The following is an 18,027-nucleotide window of genomic DNA, read 5'->3' as shown; positions in this document are numbered from 1 at the left end:
TAAGTGAGATGAAAAATATACTATTATTTATGTTCCTCGTATCTGTTAAAATAGCTGGTCAAGATACCATTATGCCTTTGTGGCCTAAGGATAATATTCCTAATCATTTAAATAGTGTAGAAAAGGAATTACATGAACAAAATGAAATTTTACGAATTAGTAAGGTTCAAAAGCCAACTATTGAGGTGTATTTACCATCAAAATTAAATGCAACCGGAGAGGCGGTTCTAATTTTTCCCGGAGGTGGCTATCGCATATTAGCCTATGATTGGGAAGGTACGGATATAGCAAAATTCTTTAACACTAAGGGGATTGCAGCAATGGTGGTGAAATATCGTTTACCGTCAGATGTTTCGCAGACCAATAAAAAGTTCGTGCCACTTATAGATGCTCAAAGAGCGGTTAGACTAGTTCGTAGCAATGCGGAACATTTTAATGTAAGGCCAGATAAAATTGGGGTGATTGGTTTCTCTGCGGGAGGTCATTTAGCAGCTACTTTAGGGACCCACTTTAATGAAAAAGTCTATGAACCAATTGATAGTTATGATGCGGTGAGCGCAAGACCAGATTTTATGGCATTGGGTTATCCTGTAATTTCTTTCGGGGAAATAACGCACCAAGGAACAAAGGAAAATTTGATAGGGGAGAATCCTTCAGAGGACTTGGTCGATTATTTTTCAAATGATAAGCAAGTTACCGAGTTAACACCCGCAACGTTTTTAATGCATGCTACCGATGACACCGTTGTACCGGTAGAAAATAGTTTGTTGTTCTACACGGCCGTTAAGGAAAAGGGTATTTCAGCAACCATGCACATTTATCCAAAAGGCGGTCACGGATTTGGATTGGGTTTACATGATGGGCATTTGAAAGATTGGGGTGATCGTATGATAGACTGGATAGCCTCTTTGAGATAACTTATTTAATTTTTAGCAAAAAAAAAGATTTTAATATGCTGAACTTCTCTATTTTTGCAATCGAAATTTTTTGGGATATAGCCCTTCTACTGCACTCATGATAAATTGGACTACAGTGAATCTTAAGCGATTGAAAAACTATAGAGTATTTATGGGGATTTTTTTCCATTGAAATTTCGGGATGTAGCGCAGTCCGGTAGCGCACTCGGCTGGGGGTCGAGTGGTCGCAGGTTCAAATCCTGTCATCCCGACGAACCTAGAAATAGGTAATAATTAGAAAACACTGATAATCTGCGGATTATCAGTGTTTTTTGTATATAGACATAGCTGATTGAAGCATTTATTCCCCATAAAAGCGCTAATAAATCGGTCAATAAATTTAAAGCTGTAAAAAATTGACCAATTTGTTGAGATGCTACATGTATTGATCTAATACATGTATTTTTAAATGTGATCAGACCTTCATTTGAAAATAAAATAAATGGCAGCTAAAAGATGTCTTCTGAGGACATCATAACATTGAGTATTCTCTTCTAAGATTTGTTTTCTAGAGTTAAGAACAATATATAGATTACCTTATGCTAGAATTATGTTAAATAGTCATGGACAGATGTTTGTTTAAAATGAGAATTTCAACTTCTGATGGATAGGGTCATAAATATGGAGTTAGATGTACAAGTCAAATATTCAGAATTCTTAATAGTTATTTAGATGAGGTTTGTAATTATCTATTTAATTATTATTGTAATTTGATAGGAAGCAACAAGTTAAATACCAATAAGGAAGACTAAAACTTGAAGTCTACGATTATATTTTTAATGATTTTAAACTTGTTCTATGACGCTGATGATTTTTATTAAAAGATGTTATGCTTAACTACAGTCTTTAGTGTATAGGTATATACAAACATTTAAACGATAGATAGCAAAGCTGTCCGTTATTAGGAACATTAAAATATAAAACGTGTTACGCATTATTTATGCACTATAGAATTCATTGACAAAAAGTTTGCACAGCCATTGCATTTAGTTTTTGATATCTTTGTAAAGATGAATTTTTTAAGCTTTATTCTGGCAGTTCTGATGTTGACTTTGACCGCAAAGCCATGCTCTGATGGTCAAAATTTTGAAGATCAACAATGGGAAGAATTAAGCGTAGACCATAATCATCAAGAGGATAATGACGATTCTTGTCCAATTACTTGTGTTTGTAGTTGCTGTGGTATTTCAATCACTTATGAACCCCTAATCTCATTTGAATTCAATTTTCACTCAAATATATCAACATTTTTAACGACTAACTACCAGTCGATTTATAGGTTTGATTTTTATTCCAACATTTGGCAACCGCCACAAGTTTAATTCAGTTTTATAGGATAGGTATATCCTTTTTAGAATGCTTTTACTTTTTGTAAGGCATATACTTTTTTTAACTGAATTAATATATTTTATATGATTAATAAAATCATTGATTTTTCAATCAATAACAAATTTATTATTGGTTTGCTTACGCTTACCATAATTGGAGCAGGTATTTGGAGTATGACCAAAGTACCAATAGATGCTGTTCCGGACATTACCAATAACCAAGTACAGGTTATAACACAATCCCCCAATTTAGGTACTGAAGATATTGAGCAGATTATAACCTATCCTATTGAGGTAGCAATGAGTAATCTTCCCAATGTGAAGGAAATAAGATCAATTTCCCGTTTTGGTTTATCTGTCGTAACTATAGTATTTGACGATGATATGGGTACCTATCTACCTCGACAATTAGTAGCGGAAAAGCTAAACGAGGTAAAAGAGCAAATTCCAAGTGGATTTGGCGAGCCTGCAATGGGACCTATCTCTTCAGGTTTAGGGGAGATATACCAATACACCTTAAAAGTAGCGCCAGAGTTTAAAGCTATATATAGCATTGCAGATTTACGTACAATGCAAGATTGGATTGTACAACGCCAAATGGCAATGGTTCCGGGTGTGGTAGAAGTGAATGCTATTGGCGGTAAAATAAAACAATATGAAGTAGCTGTTGATCCTAACGATTTAAACGCTATTGGCCTTACCATTACAGATGTGTTTAATGCACTGGAGGCTAATAATCAGAATACAGGTGGCGCATATATTGAAAAAAACCATCAAGCCAATTTTATTCGTGGTGAAGGTTTGGCACGAAGTTTAGAGGATATTAAGAAAATCACAGTCAAAAATCTTAATAACGTTCCCGTAACTATTGGAGATATTGCTACGGTACAATTCGGTTCGGCAATTCGTTATGGTGCATTAACTCAAGATGGAGAAGGTGAAGTTGTAGGTGGTTTGGTAATGATGTTAAAAGGAGCAAATTCCAATGATGTTATTGCAAACGTAAAAGAGCGAATGACCCAAATTGAAAAGTCATTACCAGAAGGTGTTATTATTGAGCCATTATTAGATCGAAGCAAGTTAATTGGGGAAACGACCTCTACAGTAACCACCAATCTTATTGAAGGTGCATTGATCGTCATCTTTGTATTGGTCTTTTTGTTAGGCAACTGGCGCGGAGGGTTAATAGTAGCTTCTACTATTCCATTATCCTTATTATTCGCTTTTATTTTAATGAATGTTTTTGATGTATGGGTTAACTTAATGAGTTTAGGCGCTATAGATTTCGGAATCATTGTAGATGGTGCTGTAATTATTGTAGAAAGCACTGTCTTTCTTATTATGTCGCAAGTTTTGAAAAGAAAACAGCTTACGTCCAAGGAAAGGGATAAAGTAACTTCTAATGCTTCAAAAAAGATGATGAACGCTGCTTTTTTTGGTCAGTTAATAATCCTTATCGTTTTTCTACCCATTTTGGCTTTAGAAGGTATTGAAGGAAAGATGTTTAAGCCAATGGCCTTGACTTTTATTTTTGCCATGATTGGTGCCATGGTACTTTGCTTAACCTATGTGCCAATGATGTCAGCTTTATTCTTAAGGGCACCAAAGAACGATAAAAAATCCTATGGAGATAAATTGGTGAATTGGTGTGAAGAAAGATATGAACCCTTATTGGTAAACGCATTACAAAAAGGAAAGTGGGTAATTGGTATTGCAATTGTGCTGTTTGGGATAACGGTATTAATGTTTTCACGAATGGGTGGTGAGTTCATTCCGCAATTAGATGAAGGTGATATTGCATTTCATGCCATCTTAAAACCGGGTAGCTCACTTACAGAAACTATTGAAACTACTACTAAAATAGAGCAAATAGTAAAAGCTAAATTTCCAGAGGTCGATAAAATTGTGAGTCGTATTGGTGTTGCCGAAATTCCAACGGACCCTATGCCAATGGATATAGCCGATGTATTTGTGATTCTTAAACCTAAAAGTGAATGGGCTACGGCAGAGACAAAAGATGAATTGATAGAGGCAATGAAAGAAGCGGTTGAAATGGTTCCTGGCGTTAATTATGAATTTACCCAGCCTATTGAAATGCGTTTTAATGAGTTGCTTGAAGGTGTACGTGAAGATATAGCCATAAAACTCTATGGTGAAGATATTGACATTCTATCTCAAAAAGCTGAAGAAATATCTAAAATTATAGCAGGTACAGAAGGCATTGGCGATATGAAAGCAGAAGCCACCACAGGTTTGCCACAAATGACCATTAATTACAATAGAAATAAACTGTCACAATATGGACTTCAAATAAATGCGCTAAACAGAACCGTACAAGCTGCATTTGCAGGGGGTACGGCAGGGGTCATTTTTGAAGGAGAGAAACGCTTTGATCTTGTAGTGCGTTTAAATGCCCAAAACCGAAAGGATATTTCAGATCTTCAAAATCTATATATCAATTTACCTTCAGGTGCTCAAATTCCCTTACGTGAAATTGCAGAGGTAAGCTACAAAGCAGGTCCTATGCAAATTAGTAGAGACAATACCAACAGAAGAACCTATGTAGGTGTCAATGTTAGGGGGCGTGATGTAAAATCATTGGTTGCAGAAATTAAATCAAAATTAGATGCACAACTGGAGTTACCTTCGGGTTATTTTATTCGCTATGGCGGTGCATTCGAGAATTTAGAGCGTGCCAGCAACCGTCTACAAACTGTTGTGCCTATTGCATTGCTGCTCATATTTGTTCTTATATACTTTGCATTAAAATCTTTACCACAAACCTTAATGATTTATATAGCTATCCCAATGGCAACCATTGGGGGTGTAGTGGCCTTGTGGTTGCGTGATATGCCATTTAGTATTTCGGCAGGTGTTGGTTTTATTGTGTTGTTTGGTGTAGCGGTTCTTAATGGGTTGGTAATGATAAGCGGACTAAATGAATTAAAAGACGAAGGGGTAACCAATTTAAAAGATAGAATAATAGATGGCACTAAACGCAGAATTAGACCTATTATGCTAACCGCTTTTACAGATGTATTAGGTTTTTTACCAATGGCTATTTCATCATCAGCAGGTGCAGAAGTGCAACGACCTTTGGCAACTGTAGTGATTGGGGGGCTGTTAACATCTACTTTGCTAACATTATTTGTATTACCTATTTTATACCATTGGGTAGAAAACAAATCATTTAGTTTTAAACCGAATAAAAAGTTGGTTACGGCAACAGTAGTATTTCTTTTGCTATTCGGTTTTACAACACAAAGTAATGCACAAGAGATAAACGATACCATTCCCGAAATTTCATTACAGGAAGCTATAAAACTCTCAAAAAGTAATTATCCTATACTCAAACAACAGCAATTGGAAATTACGAAACAAGAACAATTAAAAGCGACTGTCTATGACTTTGGAACAACACAGGTTTTTACAGGTGGTGAAGAAATTGATAATGGTAGTGGCATTTATACCACCATTGGTATGAGTCAATCTAATATTGATGTATTTGGTATAGGTTCTAAAAAGAAGTTACAAGAACAACGTATTCAATTGGCACAGAAAGCGTTTCAACTTTCGGAATTAGAATTAGAATTGGAAGTAAAAAAGGCTTGGTCTAAGTGTTATCAAATGAAAAGGAACTATGATTTATATAAAGAACTAGATTCCATTTATTCCAAATTTGAACAAGCGGTAACTATAAATTATGAAGTAGAAGCTATTTCCAAGTTAGAATACTCGGCTGCTAAAAATCAAGCTTTTCAAATTCAGAATAAAAAGACCCAAGCCTATAGTGATTACTTAATTGCCATACAGCAATTCAATTTATGGTTGGTTTCTGATGCTATTTATACGGTTTCAAATGAATTTGATGCAACCGTAGATATAGATATGAAAACGTTTAATGTTGAAGTCCACCCATTGTACAGTATATCACAGAATATGGTAAATGAAGCTGAATTCAAATACAAAGCTGCAAAAGCAGATAATTTGCCAAAGTTTAATCTTCAAGGTGGTTTACAAAAAGTAAATGGCAATTCAGGGTTTTACACCTATCAAGCAGGAGTTTCCATTCCGTTTTTATCAGGTGCTAACAAGGCACAAATTAAAAGCGCCAGAATTGATAAACAAAAAGCAGAAACCAATAAAGCGTTCAAAAGACAGGAAGTACAATCAAGGTTCGTTCAGGCTAAAGAAAATTATAGGAAATGGAAAACATCTTGGGAGTTCTACAAAGAACAAGTTTTACCATTAACAAAAGAACAAAAAACAGGCGCATTGTTGGCATACAAAGAAGGTGAAATAGATTATACTGCATTTACGCAGTTGATAAAAGAAGCCATTCAATCTCAATTGGATGCACAAACAGCATTAGTAAATTATTTAGAAAGCACATTTCAATTACAATATTTTAATCAATAAAACAATGAAAAATAATATATATAAAATTCTTACCGTAATGGTGTTGGTCACTTTTGTATCAGCTTGCGGAAACAAGGATAATCATTCTCATAATAAAGAACAGAAAACAGAAATTAATGAAACACAGAATGAAAGTGAAGAGGTAATGCTTTCTCAGCAACAATTTGATGCGTTAAAAATGAAAATAGATACGTTGACATTGCGCAATATGAGTGGTTATGTAGAAGCAAATGGAACGTTAGAAGTGCCGCCACAAAACGAAGCGGCAATAACTACCGTTATTGGTGCTAATGTTGTTTCAATTGAAGTTATTGAAGGTGATAAAGTCAATAAAGGTCAGGTAGTCGCTTATCTATCGCATCCAAATATTATACAAGCACAAACCAATTACTTAAACGCTTATAGCAATAGTAATTTTTTGAAAAAGAATTATGAACGACAACAAAAGTTATACGAAGCAGGTGTAGGTTCCGGTGCTAATTTTCAAAAGGTAGAAGCAGAATATCAAGTGTCAAAAGCAATGGTAAATGGTTTAGAAGCACAATTGCAATTATTGAATATTAATACAGTTTCAGTTCGTAACGGTACCATAGCACAACGTATTGCATTGCGCAGCCCAATAGAGGGCTTTGTGCAAAAGGTTGAAGTTAAAACAGGCCAATATGTAGAACCCCAAACCGAATTATTTGAAATAGTGAACACACATCACGTACACGCAGATTTAATGGTCTTTGAAAAAGATGTTTATAAAGTACAGAAAGGTCAAAAAGTAAATTTTATAGTACAATCAATACCAGATACAGAACTTACCGCTGAAATCTATTCTGTTGGTAAAACCTTTGAAGATACCCCTAAAGCAGTTCACGTTCACGCAGAAATAGAGAATAAAAAAGGCAACTTAATTCCAGGAATGTATATAAAAGGTAAAATACAAGTGGAAAATAATGAAGCAAAAGCATTACCAGAAAGTGCTATTATTAAAGAAGGCGATAGGTTTTATGTATTTTCTGTAGTAAAAGGAAATAACGATTGGAGTTTTAAGCCAATTGAAGTTTTATTAGGTTCTAAAGATAGTCAATGGATCTCGGTTCAATTTACTGATAGCATTGATAATAAAACACAATTCGCATATAATAATGCGTATTACCTTAACGCAGAAATGAAAAAAGGGGAAGCAGAGCACGCACATTAATTATGGAAATAATAGCACAAGTATTAGAGTCCAAAAAAATTCGGGTTACTGCAATGCGTTTATTAATTTATAAGTTTCTTGCAGCAAGAAATGTAGCCGTAACTTTAAGTGATATTGAAAATGCCTTTGAAAAGGCGGATAGGACTACGTTATATAGAACAATAAAAACTTTTGAGGAAAATGATATTGTTCATCAAATAGATGATGGTACAGGTAATACAAAATATGCGTTATGTGACAAGGGGTCTAATTATGATTTAAATAACGATTTGCATTTACATTTTCATTGTAATAACTGTAACGAAACCATTTGTTTAAAAGAACATAAAATTCCCCAAATGAAAGTACCGGATGGATTTGTTTCCGAAAATGTAAACTTAGTTGTTAAGGGAGTTTGCGATAAGTGTAATAGGTAAAAAAGTACTTCCGTTACACGTAATATTAAATTATATAAAATTTAAATAGTTGAAAATAAGAATTTTATGTTGAAGTTTAGATTCATTTTAAGTTTACAAACAACAATAGGAACAAGCTAGGACTATAAGTTGTGATCTAATTAGTTTATTGTATAAAATAGGGTGGTATCATTTAGAACGTGGGGCGAAAATAAGGTGGTTTTAACCTATAGCATCTAAATATTTACATTGGTCAATGGGGATTATTACATGTATACAAAAGAGTCTAAAGTAGTGCTGATTCAATTCATTAGATGATTTATAGGAGGTATGATGTATATAATAAATTATTTTCCTCCTGGTAATACAGATGGTGCAAGTGTGCTATCATTAATAGGTATGCCCATTCCAAATAATGTTGAAAAATCATTAGATATAAAATGAAAAAAAAGAAAGTTAATTTAAGGGAATTACATACAGGATCTAAAGAAAAACATAAGCACAATGGTGGTCACAATCACGGTAATGGAACAGCATTTAAAACATATCTACCTGCAGTAATCAGTTTTGTAATGCTCATTATAGGTATAGGTTTAGATTTTTTTGATGTTTTATTCTTTAAAGATGGCATTCGTATAACTTGGTACAGCATTGCATATTTGCCTGTAGGAATCCCTGTGGTAAAAGAGGGTTGGCATAGTATTAAAACAGGAGATGTTTTTACAGAGTTTTTTTTAATGTCTATTGCAACAATTGGAGCATTTGTTATAGGCGAATACCCTGAAGGTGTTGCAGTAATGCTATTTTATGCAGTAGGTGAATTATTTCAAGATGCTGCTGTTAAGCGTGCAAAAGGCAATATAAAAGCCTTGTTAGATGTTAGACCCAAAGAAGCTCATGTATTTCGAGAGGGTGATTATAAAAGTGTGACACCAGAAGACGTAAACATTGGTGAAAAGATTCAAATTCGTGTAGGTGAAAAAATTCCTTTAGATGGTATTTTGTTATCCGAAAAAGCATCTTTGAATACCGCAGCGTTAACAGGGGAGAGTAAACCAGATTACATTCTAAAAGAAACCAAGGTTTACGCAGGCAGTATCAATTTAGAAAATGTCATTCAAGTAGAGGTAACCAGTAGGTTTGAAGACAGTTCTATTGCAAGAATATTAGACTTGGTTCAGAATGCAACAGCGCGTAAATCTAAAACAGAATTATTTATTAGACAGTTTGCGCGGATATATACCCCAATTGTTGTGTTTTTAGCTATTGGAGTTACTTTCCTACCTTACTTTTTTGTAGAGGATTATGTGTTTAGAGATTGGTTGTATAGAGCATTGATTTTCTTGGTAATATCTTGCCCTTGTGCGTTAGTGATATCAATTCCATTAGGATATTTCGGAGGATTGGGAGCAGCTTCAAAAAACGGAATATTATTCAAAGGAGCTTCATTTTTAGATGCAATGACCAAAATAAATACTTTAGTAATGGACAAAACAGGAACCGTTACCAAAGGTGTATTTAAAATTAAAGAAGTGAAAGCAATAGGGTGGAAAGAAGCCGAGTTTATGCAATACGTAATATCGATGGAAGAGCAATCAACACATCCAATTGCAAAAGCAATTTTAGAGTATAAATCAGAAGGAGAAGATTTTGAAGCTCAAGACGTTTCTGAAATTGCAGGAAAAGGATTAAGAGGTACTGTAAATGGTAAACCAGTTTTAATAGGAAATAAAGCCTTGATGACTGCGAATACTATAGATGTTCCAACAGAAACCGAATCTATTGTAGAATCAATAGTATTAGTTGCAATAGATAATCAATTTGCAGGCTATGTAGTCATAGCAGATGAATTAAAGGAAGATGCAAAAGAAACAATTACAAATTTACATAAAGTAGGCGTTAAAAATATTATGATGCTTTCTGGTGATAAAGATTCCATTACTCAACAAGTTGCTAAAGAACTAGGTATTGCAAATGCTAAAGGTGGTTTATTGCCGGAAGATAAGTTGAATGAAGTGGAAATTTTAAAGAAAAATCCTAAAAATAAAGTAGCTTTTATAGGTGATGGTATTAATGATGCTCCAGTTTTGGCTGCAAGTGATATTGGTATTGCCATGGGTGGTTTAGGAAGCGATGTAGCAATTGAAACTGCTGATATTATTATTCAAACGGATCAACCCTCTAAAGTGGTAAGAGCAATAAAAATAGGACGTTCTACTAGAAAAATAGTTTGGCAGAATATTGGCTTAGCCTTTGGCGTAAAAGCAATTGTCTTGATTTTAGGTGCTGGTGGTCTCGCTACAATGTGGGAAGCTGTTTTTGCTGATGTAGGAGTAGCATTTTTAGCTATATTAAATGCTATTAGACTTCAAAAAATGAATTGGAGTTAATTTAGTTTTGAATTAAATAAAATGGAAGAACAATAGCAATAAATACTGCCGAAGCCACTGATTGCTCAATTAACGAACACATAACATCCTCTTTATACTGGGTTTTTCCGTACCACTTTAAAAGTTGACGATTAATATATGATGTTTTACCAAAGCACCTAATAAATGTTGATTAGTACTTTCTATACAAATGCAACAAGGGTAAGAGTTTTTTTTTTTTTTTTATCTTATTTATTAATTATTAGTCACTTATACAGGCAGGTTGTAGATGATTATCAATAAGCGCATAACCTTACTAGCTTTTAAGCCTCTCTTATTTATTTTACTGAGTATTATGAACTAATCCAAAATGCGCAAGATAGGCTGTATATGCTCTTTCCTTTGCTCTTTAAAACACCTGTCTGGCAGGCTTTTTATCATCGTAAGGTTTTGAGAATATTTCATGCGGTAAGCGGTACCGTTGGTGTTAATTTTACTATTGGTAGTGAAAGTAAAGAACCATATGTTTGTACTATGAACGGTGTTCAGGTTAATAACTACAATGGTTCCTGGTCTAAATTCATTTCTAAGAATACAGCTAACTGTAATTTTGTTCAAGGAGTAGGTTTCTCAATTTTAACGAGGAATCAAAAGGGCAGACTTTTAATGAATTTATGACCACCTAATTTGTTATCGCTGATAGTTTTTAAAGGTGAGCCCATTTTAATTAGGAGTAATTAATTAGATGATATTTAAGCATCTGTTATTTTGAAAATGTAATACAAATTGTATATTGTTTTTACAATTGTTTATATGAAAATGCTAAAAATTTATGTTTCCCTAATTATTGTTTTATTGGCACCACCTATTTGTTGGTCTCAAGAATACCATTTTCAGCATTTAACCACTGTCGATGGGCTTTCACATAATGAAGTTAGGAAAATCGTTAAAGATGACAAAGGTTTTCTCTGGTTTGGAACACAGAACGGACTAAGCCGTTATGATGGTTATAGATTCAAAATATTTAAAAATTTACCAGACGATGAAACGTCTATTATTGGGGATAAAATATACACTCTTGCTACTTCTAAAGATAAATTATGGGTGGGTACTGTCACAGGGCTAAGCGTAATTAATACGGCTACACTTGAGGTTGTTCAGACACCAGATATTTTTGAGCTTATAGGTACTAATAGTATACAACAGCTATACTGTGATGGTTCAAATCTTGTTTGGGTCTCTACGGAGAAGAAAAATTTTATAATTGATAACCTTTCTTTAGAAATTACCCAAGTATTGGAAGATTATAAAATAGCCGCTATAGCAAAAGGTTATGACAACACTTATTGGATAGGAACAGATAAAGGATTGTTGCTTTATGATTTTGAAAATTCGCTTATTATAAAAACTTATGGCTTAGGTGCATTTGATTCTTATGGGTTAGATGAAATTTTAACCAATACCTATGGTGAAGTGTGGATTACTATTGGATCGGTAATTTATAGGTACCAATCAGAGAGAGATAGGTTTATTGAAATTTATCGTGCCAAATCATTAAACAGCATGTCTCAAAATAATGACGGAGATATTTTCTTTGGTAGCTATGGTGACGGTCTGCTAAAGTACTCAAGAACAACAGGTGAATTTAAGTCTTATCAATCTAACCCTGAGAGCCATCAGTCTATAAGTAGTAATGATGTTTATGATGTTTATGTAGATAATGAAGGTATCGTTTGGGTAGGTACCCAAGAAGGATTGGACTTTTATGACTTTACGCGGCATAGATTCAAAAGTTTAATTCACCTGCCTGGTAATAAAAACAGCTTGCGAAGTAATTTTGTACAGACCTTATTTCAGGATATTAATAATATCTTTTGGATTGGAACCCGAGAGGGTATTGATCATGTTAAATTTGAAGAAGGATACTCCGATCCAAAAATCACCCATATAGATATGGGTAAGAATGGTTCTCAGAGCCTTAATTCAGATTATATCACAAGCGTGTATCGAGATTCAAAAGAGAGGCTATGGATAGCGACCATGAGCAATGGCCTTTTTGTTATAAAAAAAGGAGAGAAGGTTTTCACTCATTTTCTACAAGAAGAAAACCAAGAAACAAGTATAGCCTCTTCATCGGTACGTAGTATATTAGAAGATCATTTGGGAAGAATGTGGTTTGGTACAGGAAGAGGATTGTCGTTATTGGATGAACAAAATGATGAAGAAAATACATTTGAAAATTTTAGTTACTCTAAATTAAATACCAACTCATTGCCTTCAAATGATATTCAATCAGTGTTTGAAGACAGCAAGAATAGAATATGGATCGGTACAAATGAAGGAGGATTGGCATTATTGAAAGAAAATGGATCCAGTAAGCGTTTTCTTAGGTTTAAACACGATCCTTCTGATTTTGGATCAATTAGTAATGACGAGGTTTTTGTTATCTATGAGGATGCTAAACAACGTGTTTGGTTTGGTACCTCTGCTGCCGGGTTAAACCTTTTGAAAGAAGACGGAAATAAAGATATTAAGGGGGGGTATTATTTTCAGAATTACACTGAAACAGATGGCTTGTCCGATAACGAAATAAATGCCATATTAGAAGATGATGAAGGAGATTTATGGATTGCTACAAATACTGGCTTTTCAGAATTTAATATTGCTACAGAAACCTTTACCAATTATTCTACCTATGACGGGGTTTTAAAAGGAAAGTTTAGAAAGAATGCAAAATGGAAAACTAAAGACGGTACTCTTTTTTTTGGAGGTACGGCCGGTGTAAATTATTTTAATCCTGATGATTTTACACTAAATAAAATACCACCTAAACCTATTTTTTTAGATTTATTGATTGACGGTAAGGTTGTTGAAGCTGGACATTTGTATGATGATACTGCAATTTTAGAAGCACCCCTTTATTCTGGTTCTATAGTAACATTGCCAGAAGATGATAATAGATTTGAAATTGAATTTGCTTCTTTGTCCTTTGCATCACCACTTCGAAATCAATATGCTTTTAAGTTGATAGGTTTTGATAAAGACTGGAGGTATGCTACAGGTAAAAATCCTAGTACAAGGTATTCTAATTTAAAGCCAGGAAATTATCGCTTTTATTTGAAAGCTTCTAATAATGATGGTATTTGGAACGAGGATCCTATTTATTTAGATATAGTCGTAAGGACCAATTTCATGAATACCAATAAGATTAAAGTAGTTATCGGTGTTTTATTATTTATAACCCTAGCTTTAGCGATTGTATATTTTAAAAGATTTAGAAATAATCGTTTAATGTATAAAGATGTTCCCAAGTTAAAAAAGTTGCACAAACAAGTTGATCCTAAGGTAGAGGCTGAAAATAAAGAAAAAATAAAAGAATTGAATCTTTTGATGGAAGAGGACAAAATTTATTTAAATTCAGAATTAGGACTGGGACATTTGGCAAAGAAAATAGGTGTAAGTACTAACCATTTATCTGTGTTGCTTAATGATTATATAGGTAAGAACTTCTATGATTACATAAATCATTTTAGAGTAGAAGAAGTTAAAAGGAGACTTAAAGACCCAAGATATCAAAATCATACCATTTCTTCTATAGGTGGGGACTGTGGTTTTAATTCCAAATCTGCTTTTAATAGAATTTTCAAAAACTTAGCAGGAATGACCCCTAGCCAATATCAAAAAAAAGAGCATTAATCAACCGCTCTAGAGTTTAGGGAAAGTATAATTTAAGCAGGTCTGACGATGTATGGTTAGACCTGTTTTTTAATTTTAAAAAGAGTTTTGTTAAGTATATTTCATTTCTTTCTAAAACTTGTGGTCATAAAACCTAGTATGCTACTAATGGACTGCAAAAGTCGCCATAGTATTGATTTCATTGATGTTATTCCATGTCCTAATGCTCATTAAGACTATTCTCTGAGGAGTTGTTTGTCTCATTAACCCCTATAGGTCGATTCAAACTTAACTTTATGTTAACATAGCGGTGGGTATTCTAAACATAGTATTCTAGTCTGATCAACGATTCCAAAAAACTACACTACTTATAAAGTAAACTGAGGGCTACTTTTTTAATGTATAGGGTTTAGTCAGAATAATTGATTCAAGGTTTACAAAAACAGATGCCTTTATTAATAGAATATAATAACAACCAAAACCAAAAAAATGAAATTAAAAAACTTAGAATGGCACAATGCGGTTTGTATTGCTAGCTTAAAGGTGTTCAGCCTTGTTCTTCTTGCATTTACATCATTTTCCATGAGAGGTACCCCCACCTCAACTAATCATAGGACCATGAAGACAGTGCAACAAACAATTACCGGAACAATAACAGATGATGCAGGTGCACCGCTACCAGGGGTAAATGTACTGGTCGTAGGTACAAATAGAGGTGTTCAGTCAGATTTTGATGGAAATTATAGCATAACGGCAACTAATGGGGATATACTTCGATTTTCTTATTTAGGATTAAAAACCTCAGATATAGAAGTAGGTATAGTCAATATAATTAATGTAACCTTGCAAGAAGACATAAATTCTTTAGAAGAGGTAGTCGTTGTTGGATATAATTCAATCATTAAGAAAAAAATAACAGGTTCTGTAGCTACAATAAAAACAGAAGAACTTAATGAAATTCCCGCAACAACATTAGGAGGAGCTATTGCAGGTCGCTTAGCAGGTGTAAATATAAGTTCCTCAGGGGGCAGACCGGGTAGGTCGGCAAACATAAATGTTAGAGGTGCCACAACAGGGGCTTTTGGTGGCGGTACGGCCCCATTATATGTTATAGATGGAATTGTATTAAATAAAGAGCAGTTTGATGCTTTAGATGTGAATGAAGTACAATCAATATCTGTATTGAAGGATGCAGCTTCTACTTCTGCCTACGGAGCCAGAGCCTCAAACGGTGTAATTTTGGTGACGACTAAAACCGGAAAAGGAAAGCCTAAAATTAATTTCACGAGTACTATAGGCACCACAGAACCAACTAAAGTTCCAGAATTTAATTCAGCTTATAATCATGCCTTATTGACCAATTCAGGTTTAAGGTGGAATAAAGTAGACCCGTCAGACGCAGGATATATTACAACTTCAGAACTAGATTATTTAAAAGCTTCATCGAATGAAGGTTTTCTAAAGGATTTTGAAAAAACACCAATATTAAAGCGTTACACGGCATCTATTTCAGGAAGTACTGATCGCGTAAGCTATTTCCTATCAGGGTCTAAAATAGATGAATCAGCAGCATTTGATAATTTAACGTATGATCGCACAAATTTTAGAGCCAAAGTGGGTGTTGATGTTACAGATAACTTAAATGTCTCTATGAATATAAATACGTCTAGAAATGATGATTATGGTTTTTATTGGAGTTATAATTATGGTGACGAGGATTATGGTGATTTTTATAGAACTGTGGCTAGATCAGGATATTGGGGACCATCAACAAAGAATGGTTTATATGTTGCTAACTACAATGGATGGAACGCAGGAAATCTAATTAATAATGGGGCGGGGTATCAAACTAGAGATAACAAAATCTTAAATACGCGTTTAAAAATAGACTATAACATTACAGCCATAGAAGGGTTGTCCGCCGGTATGTCTTATAATAGTAATATTAAGCGTGATCAGGATTTTCTTTTTAGAAAACCTTTAGTAGATTATACTTTTGCTACAGATCCCAATAATAGGTTTTTATTGACGGATGAAATTGTAGGAACAAGAGTACGTAACGATTCTGGTGCTGATTCTAATAGTGTTTATGAGTCAACAAATGAAGTAGACAGTAATCAGTTTAATTTACAGTTAAATTATAGTAATACTTTTGGCAACCATGATTTAAGTTTATTTGCTATTTATGAACAGTTTGAAAGTAAATATAAAGGGTTTGGCGCTACAGGACGTCAAGTGCCTACAGAGCTGGTACCAACATTAAATGCTACTGCTTCAGATGATGAAAGGGCATTTGGGAGTAAAGGTGAAGACGGTAGGCAGTCTGTAATTGGTGGATTAAATTATAGCTATAAAGAGAAGTATTTGCTTTCTTCTACCTTCAGGTATGATGGTTCTGTAAGATTTGCAGAAGGGCGTCGTTTTGGTTTTTTTCCCTCTGTTTCACTAGGGTGGATAGTATCTCAAGAAAACTTTTTTAAAAATAACTTAGGTTTTTTAGATTTCTTTAAAATAAGGTATTCCATTGGTCAAACGGGTAATGACAATGTAGGTGTAGGTTTCCCATATGTACAAAAATATAATTTAGGAACAGGTGCAGTTTTTGGAGAGGATATTGCATCTAGTTCCGTGAATATTGGAGCTCAACCTCAACCATTTATTACATGGGAGAAGCAAACTTCCTATAATTTTGGACTCGACTTTAAAACGTTAAAAAATAAATTAGCAACGTCTATAGATATATTTAAAAACAAAAAACGAGACCTTTTTGGTTCTAGGCAATTATTTATTCCAGAATCGTCAGGACTGTCACTAAATCCTGAAAATTATGGAGGGATAGATATTTCTGGGTTTGAAGTGTTGACATCGTATAATACTAGAATAAATAAAGATTTTGATGTTGAAGCAGGGTTTAATATGGGATATTCAAAAGCTATCTATGCAGAGATAGATGATCCAGAATCTACGCTACCACGTTTTATTAGAAAAGGGAATAGATTAGATAGAATTAGAACTTATGTTTCTGATGGAATCATAAGAAATCAAGAGCAGTTAGATGCACTTATTGCAACAGGGTTTACCCAATTTGGTAGAGCTCCAAAAATAGGAGAACTACTAATGAGAGATGTTAGAGGAAATAGGACAGAAGATCCCAATCAAAATACCCCAGACGGCATAGTGGATGGTAATGATCTAGAATATATTAAGGGGTCACATTCTTCTGCGCCCATTAATTACGGAATACGTTTTAGCATAAAATATAAAAACTTTCGTGTTCAGGCATTTGCTCAGGGTTTTGCAAATTACCAAAGATTTATTCCTCAGTCGGGTAGGTTTACTTTAAGTGGAATTGGGCAATCTTCATGGACACACTGGAATGATTCCTGGACACCAGAAAATGAAAATGCTTCATTTCCTGTATTTGGTGGTGATAGTGGTTGGCAACAACGAGAATCAACGTTTTTCTTAAATGATGCTGATTTTTTAAGAATGAAAAACTTGAATGTCTCTTACGACCTATCCAAGGATGTTTTAAATAAAATAGGCGTGAGTAATTTAAGTTTGTTTATTAATACTACCAATTTGTTTATGATTTATAGTAAAATAAAAAGCTTTGATCCTGAAACAAGCGGCCGTGGTATTCCTGTAAATAAAACCTATAGTCTAGGTCTTAATATAACCCTTTAAAAAAAT

At 34.0% G+C, this 18,027-nt stretch carries 9 protein-coding genes and 1 tRNA gene; 9 read left to right on the top strand and 1 reads right to left on the bottom strand.

Translation table 11 applies throughout. The features are described 5' to 3' along the window. Nucleotides 1–8 precede the first annotated feature (8 nt). The 7 genes from BW936_RS17805 to BW936_RS17775 all read left to right on the top strand — a co-directional run bounded on the left by BW936_RS17805 (nucleotide 9) and on the right by BW936_RS17775 (nucleotide 10,680). Complete coding sequence (locus tag BW936_RS17805) at nucleotides 9–917, top strand: alpha/beta hydrolase (protein ID WP_076550898.1); 909 nt, start codon at nucleotides 9–11, stop codon at nucleotides 915–917. Nucleotides 918–1,094: 177 nt separating this feature from the next. Beyond that, nucleotides 1,095–1,168, top strand: a tRNA-Pro gene (locus BW936_RS17800). A gap of 798 nt (nucleotides 1,169–1,966) precedes the next feature. After that, nucleotides 1,967–2,278 (top strand): DUF6660 family protein, encoded by a 312-nt coding sequence (locus BW936_RS20140; RefSeq protein ID WP_076550895.1) that lies wholly within the window; start codon nucleotides 1,967–1,969, stop codon nucleotides 2,276–2,278. Nucleotides 2,279–2,368: 90 nt separating this feature from the next. Beyond that, nucleotides 2,369–6,703, top strand: coding sequence for a CusA/CzcA family heavy metal efflux RND transporter (locus BW936_RS17790; RefSeq protein ID WP_076550892.1), 4,335 nt, complete (start codon nucleotides 2,369–2,371; stop codon nucleotides 6,701–6,703). A 4-nt stretch (nucleotides 6,704–6,707) separates the two neighbouring features. Continuing rightward, entirely contained in the window at nucleotides 6,708–7,895 is a 1,188-nt protein-coding gene (locus tag BW936_RS17785; RefSeq protein WP_076550890.1) for an efflux RND transporter periplasmic adaptor subunit, read from the top strand. A gap of 2 nt (nucleotides 7,896–7,897) precedes the next feature. Then, the gene (locus BW936_RS17780; RefSeq protein ID WP_076550889.1) at nucleotides 7,898–8,311 is read left to right on the top strand and encodes a Fur family transcriptional regulator; all 414 of its coding nucleotides are present in this window, start codon (nucleotides 7,898–7,900) and stop codon (nucleotides 8,309–8,311) included. A gap of 419 nt (nucleotides 8,312–8,730) precedes the next feature. Next, nucleotides 8,731–10,680: a heavy metal translocating P-type ATPase gene (locus tag BW936_RS17775; RefSeq protein ID WP_076550888.1), complete on the top strand. Its 1,950-nt coding sequence runs from the start codon at nucleotides 8,731–8,733 to the stop codon at nucleotides 10,678–10,680. Nucleotides 10,681–11,019: 339 nt separating this feature from the next. Here BW936_RS17775 and BW936_RS19535 read toward each other — a convergent pair whose 3' ends face one another. Further along, nucleotides 11,020–11,277 carry a hypothetical protein gene (locus BW936_RS19535; RefSeq protein WP_143744216.1) on the bottom strand — a complete coding sequence of 86 codons (258 nt, stop codon included), beginning with the start codon at nucleotides 11,275–11,277 and terminating at the stop codon, nucleotides 11,020–11,022. A gap of 195 nt (nucleotides 11,278–11,472) precedes the next feature. Between BW936_RS19535 and BW936_RS17765 the strand changes: the two genes are divergently transcribed. After that, nucleotides 11,473–14,355: a two-component regulator propeller domain-containing protein gene (locus tag BW936_RS17765; protein ID WP_076550886.1), complete on the top strand. Its 2,883-nt coding sequence runs from the start codon at nucleotides 11,473–11,475 to the stop codon at nucleotides 14,353–14,355. 468 nt (nucleotides 14,356–14,823) lie between these two features. Next, entirely contained in the window at nucleotides 14,824–18,021 is a 3,198-nt protein-coding gene (locus BW936_RS17760) for a SusC/RagA family TonB-linked outer membrane protein (RefSeq protein WP_076550884.1), read from the top strand. The last annotated feature ends 6 nt before the right edge of the window (nucleotides 18,022–18,027 follow it).

The sequence above is a fragment of the Maribacter ulvicola genome (genome assembly GCF_900155985.1).
In the GTDB taxonomy this organism is placed as follows: Bacteria; Bacteroidota; Bacteroidia; order Flavobacteriales; family Flavobacteriaceae; genus Maribacter; species Maribacter ulvicola.
The sequence above is the reverse complement of the archived record's forward strand: the minus strand, read 5'-3'. Positions and strand labels throughout refer to the sequence as shown.

What these genes read in the sequence shown, in the direction of transcription:
- BW936_RS17780 (WP_076550889.1), top strand. Translation starts at nt 7,898, where the DNA reads ATGGAAATAATAGCACAAGTATTAGAGTCCAAAAAAATTCGGGTTACT.
- BW936_RS17775 (WP_076550888.1), top strand. Translation starts at nt 8,731, where the DNA reads ATGAAAAAAAAGAAAGTTAATTTAAGGGAATTACATACAGGATCTAAA.
- BW936_RS17805 (WP_076550898.1), top strand. Translation starts at nt 9, where the DNA reads ATGAAAAATATACTATTATTTATGTTCCTCGTATCTGTTAAAATAGCT.
- BW936_RS17790 (WP_076550892.1), top strand. Translation starts at nt 2,369, where the DNA reads ATGATTAATAAAATCATTGATTTTTCAATCAATAACAAATTTATTATT.
- BW936_RS17765 (WP_076550886.1), top strand. Translation starts at nt 11,473, where the DNA reads ATGAAAATGCTAAAAATTTATGTTTCCCTAATTATTGTTTTATTGGCA.
- BW936_RS20140 (WP_076550895.1), top strand. Translation starts at nt 1,967, where the DNA reads ATGAATTTTTTAAGCTTTATTCTGGCAGTTCTGATGTTGACTTTGACC.
- BW936_RS17760 (WP_076550884.1), top strand. Translation starts at nt 14,824, where the DNA reads ATGAAATTAAAAAACTTAGAATGGCACAATGCGGTTTGTATTGCTAGC.
- BW936_RS17785 (WP_076550890.1), top strand. Translation starts at nt 6,708, where the DNA reads ATGAAAAATAATATATATAAAATTCTTACCGTAATGGTGTTGGTCACT.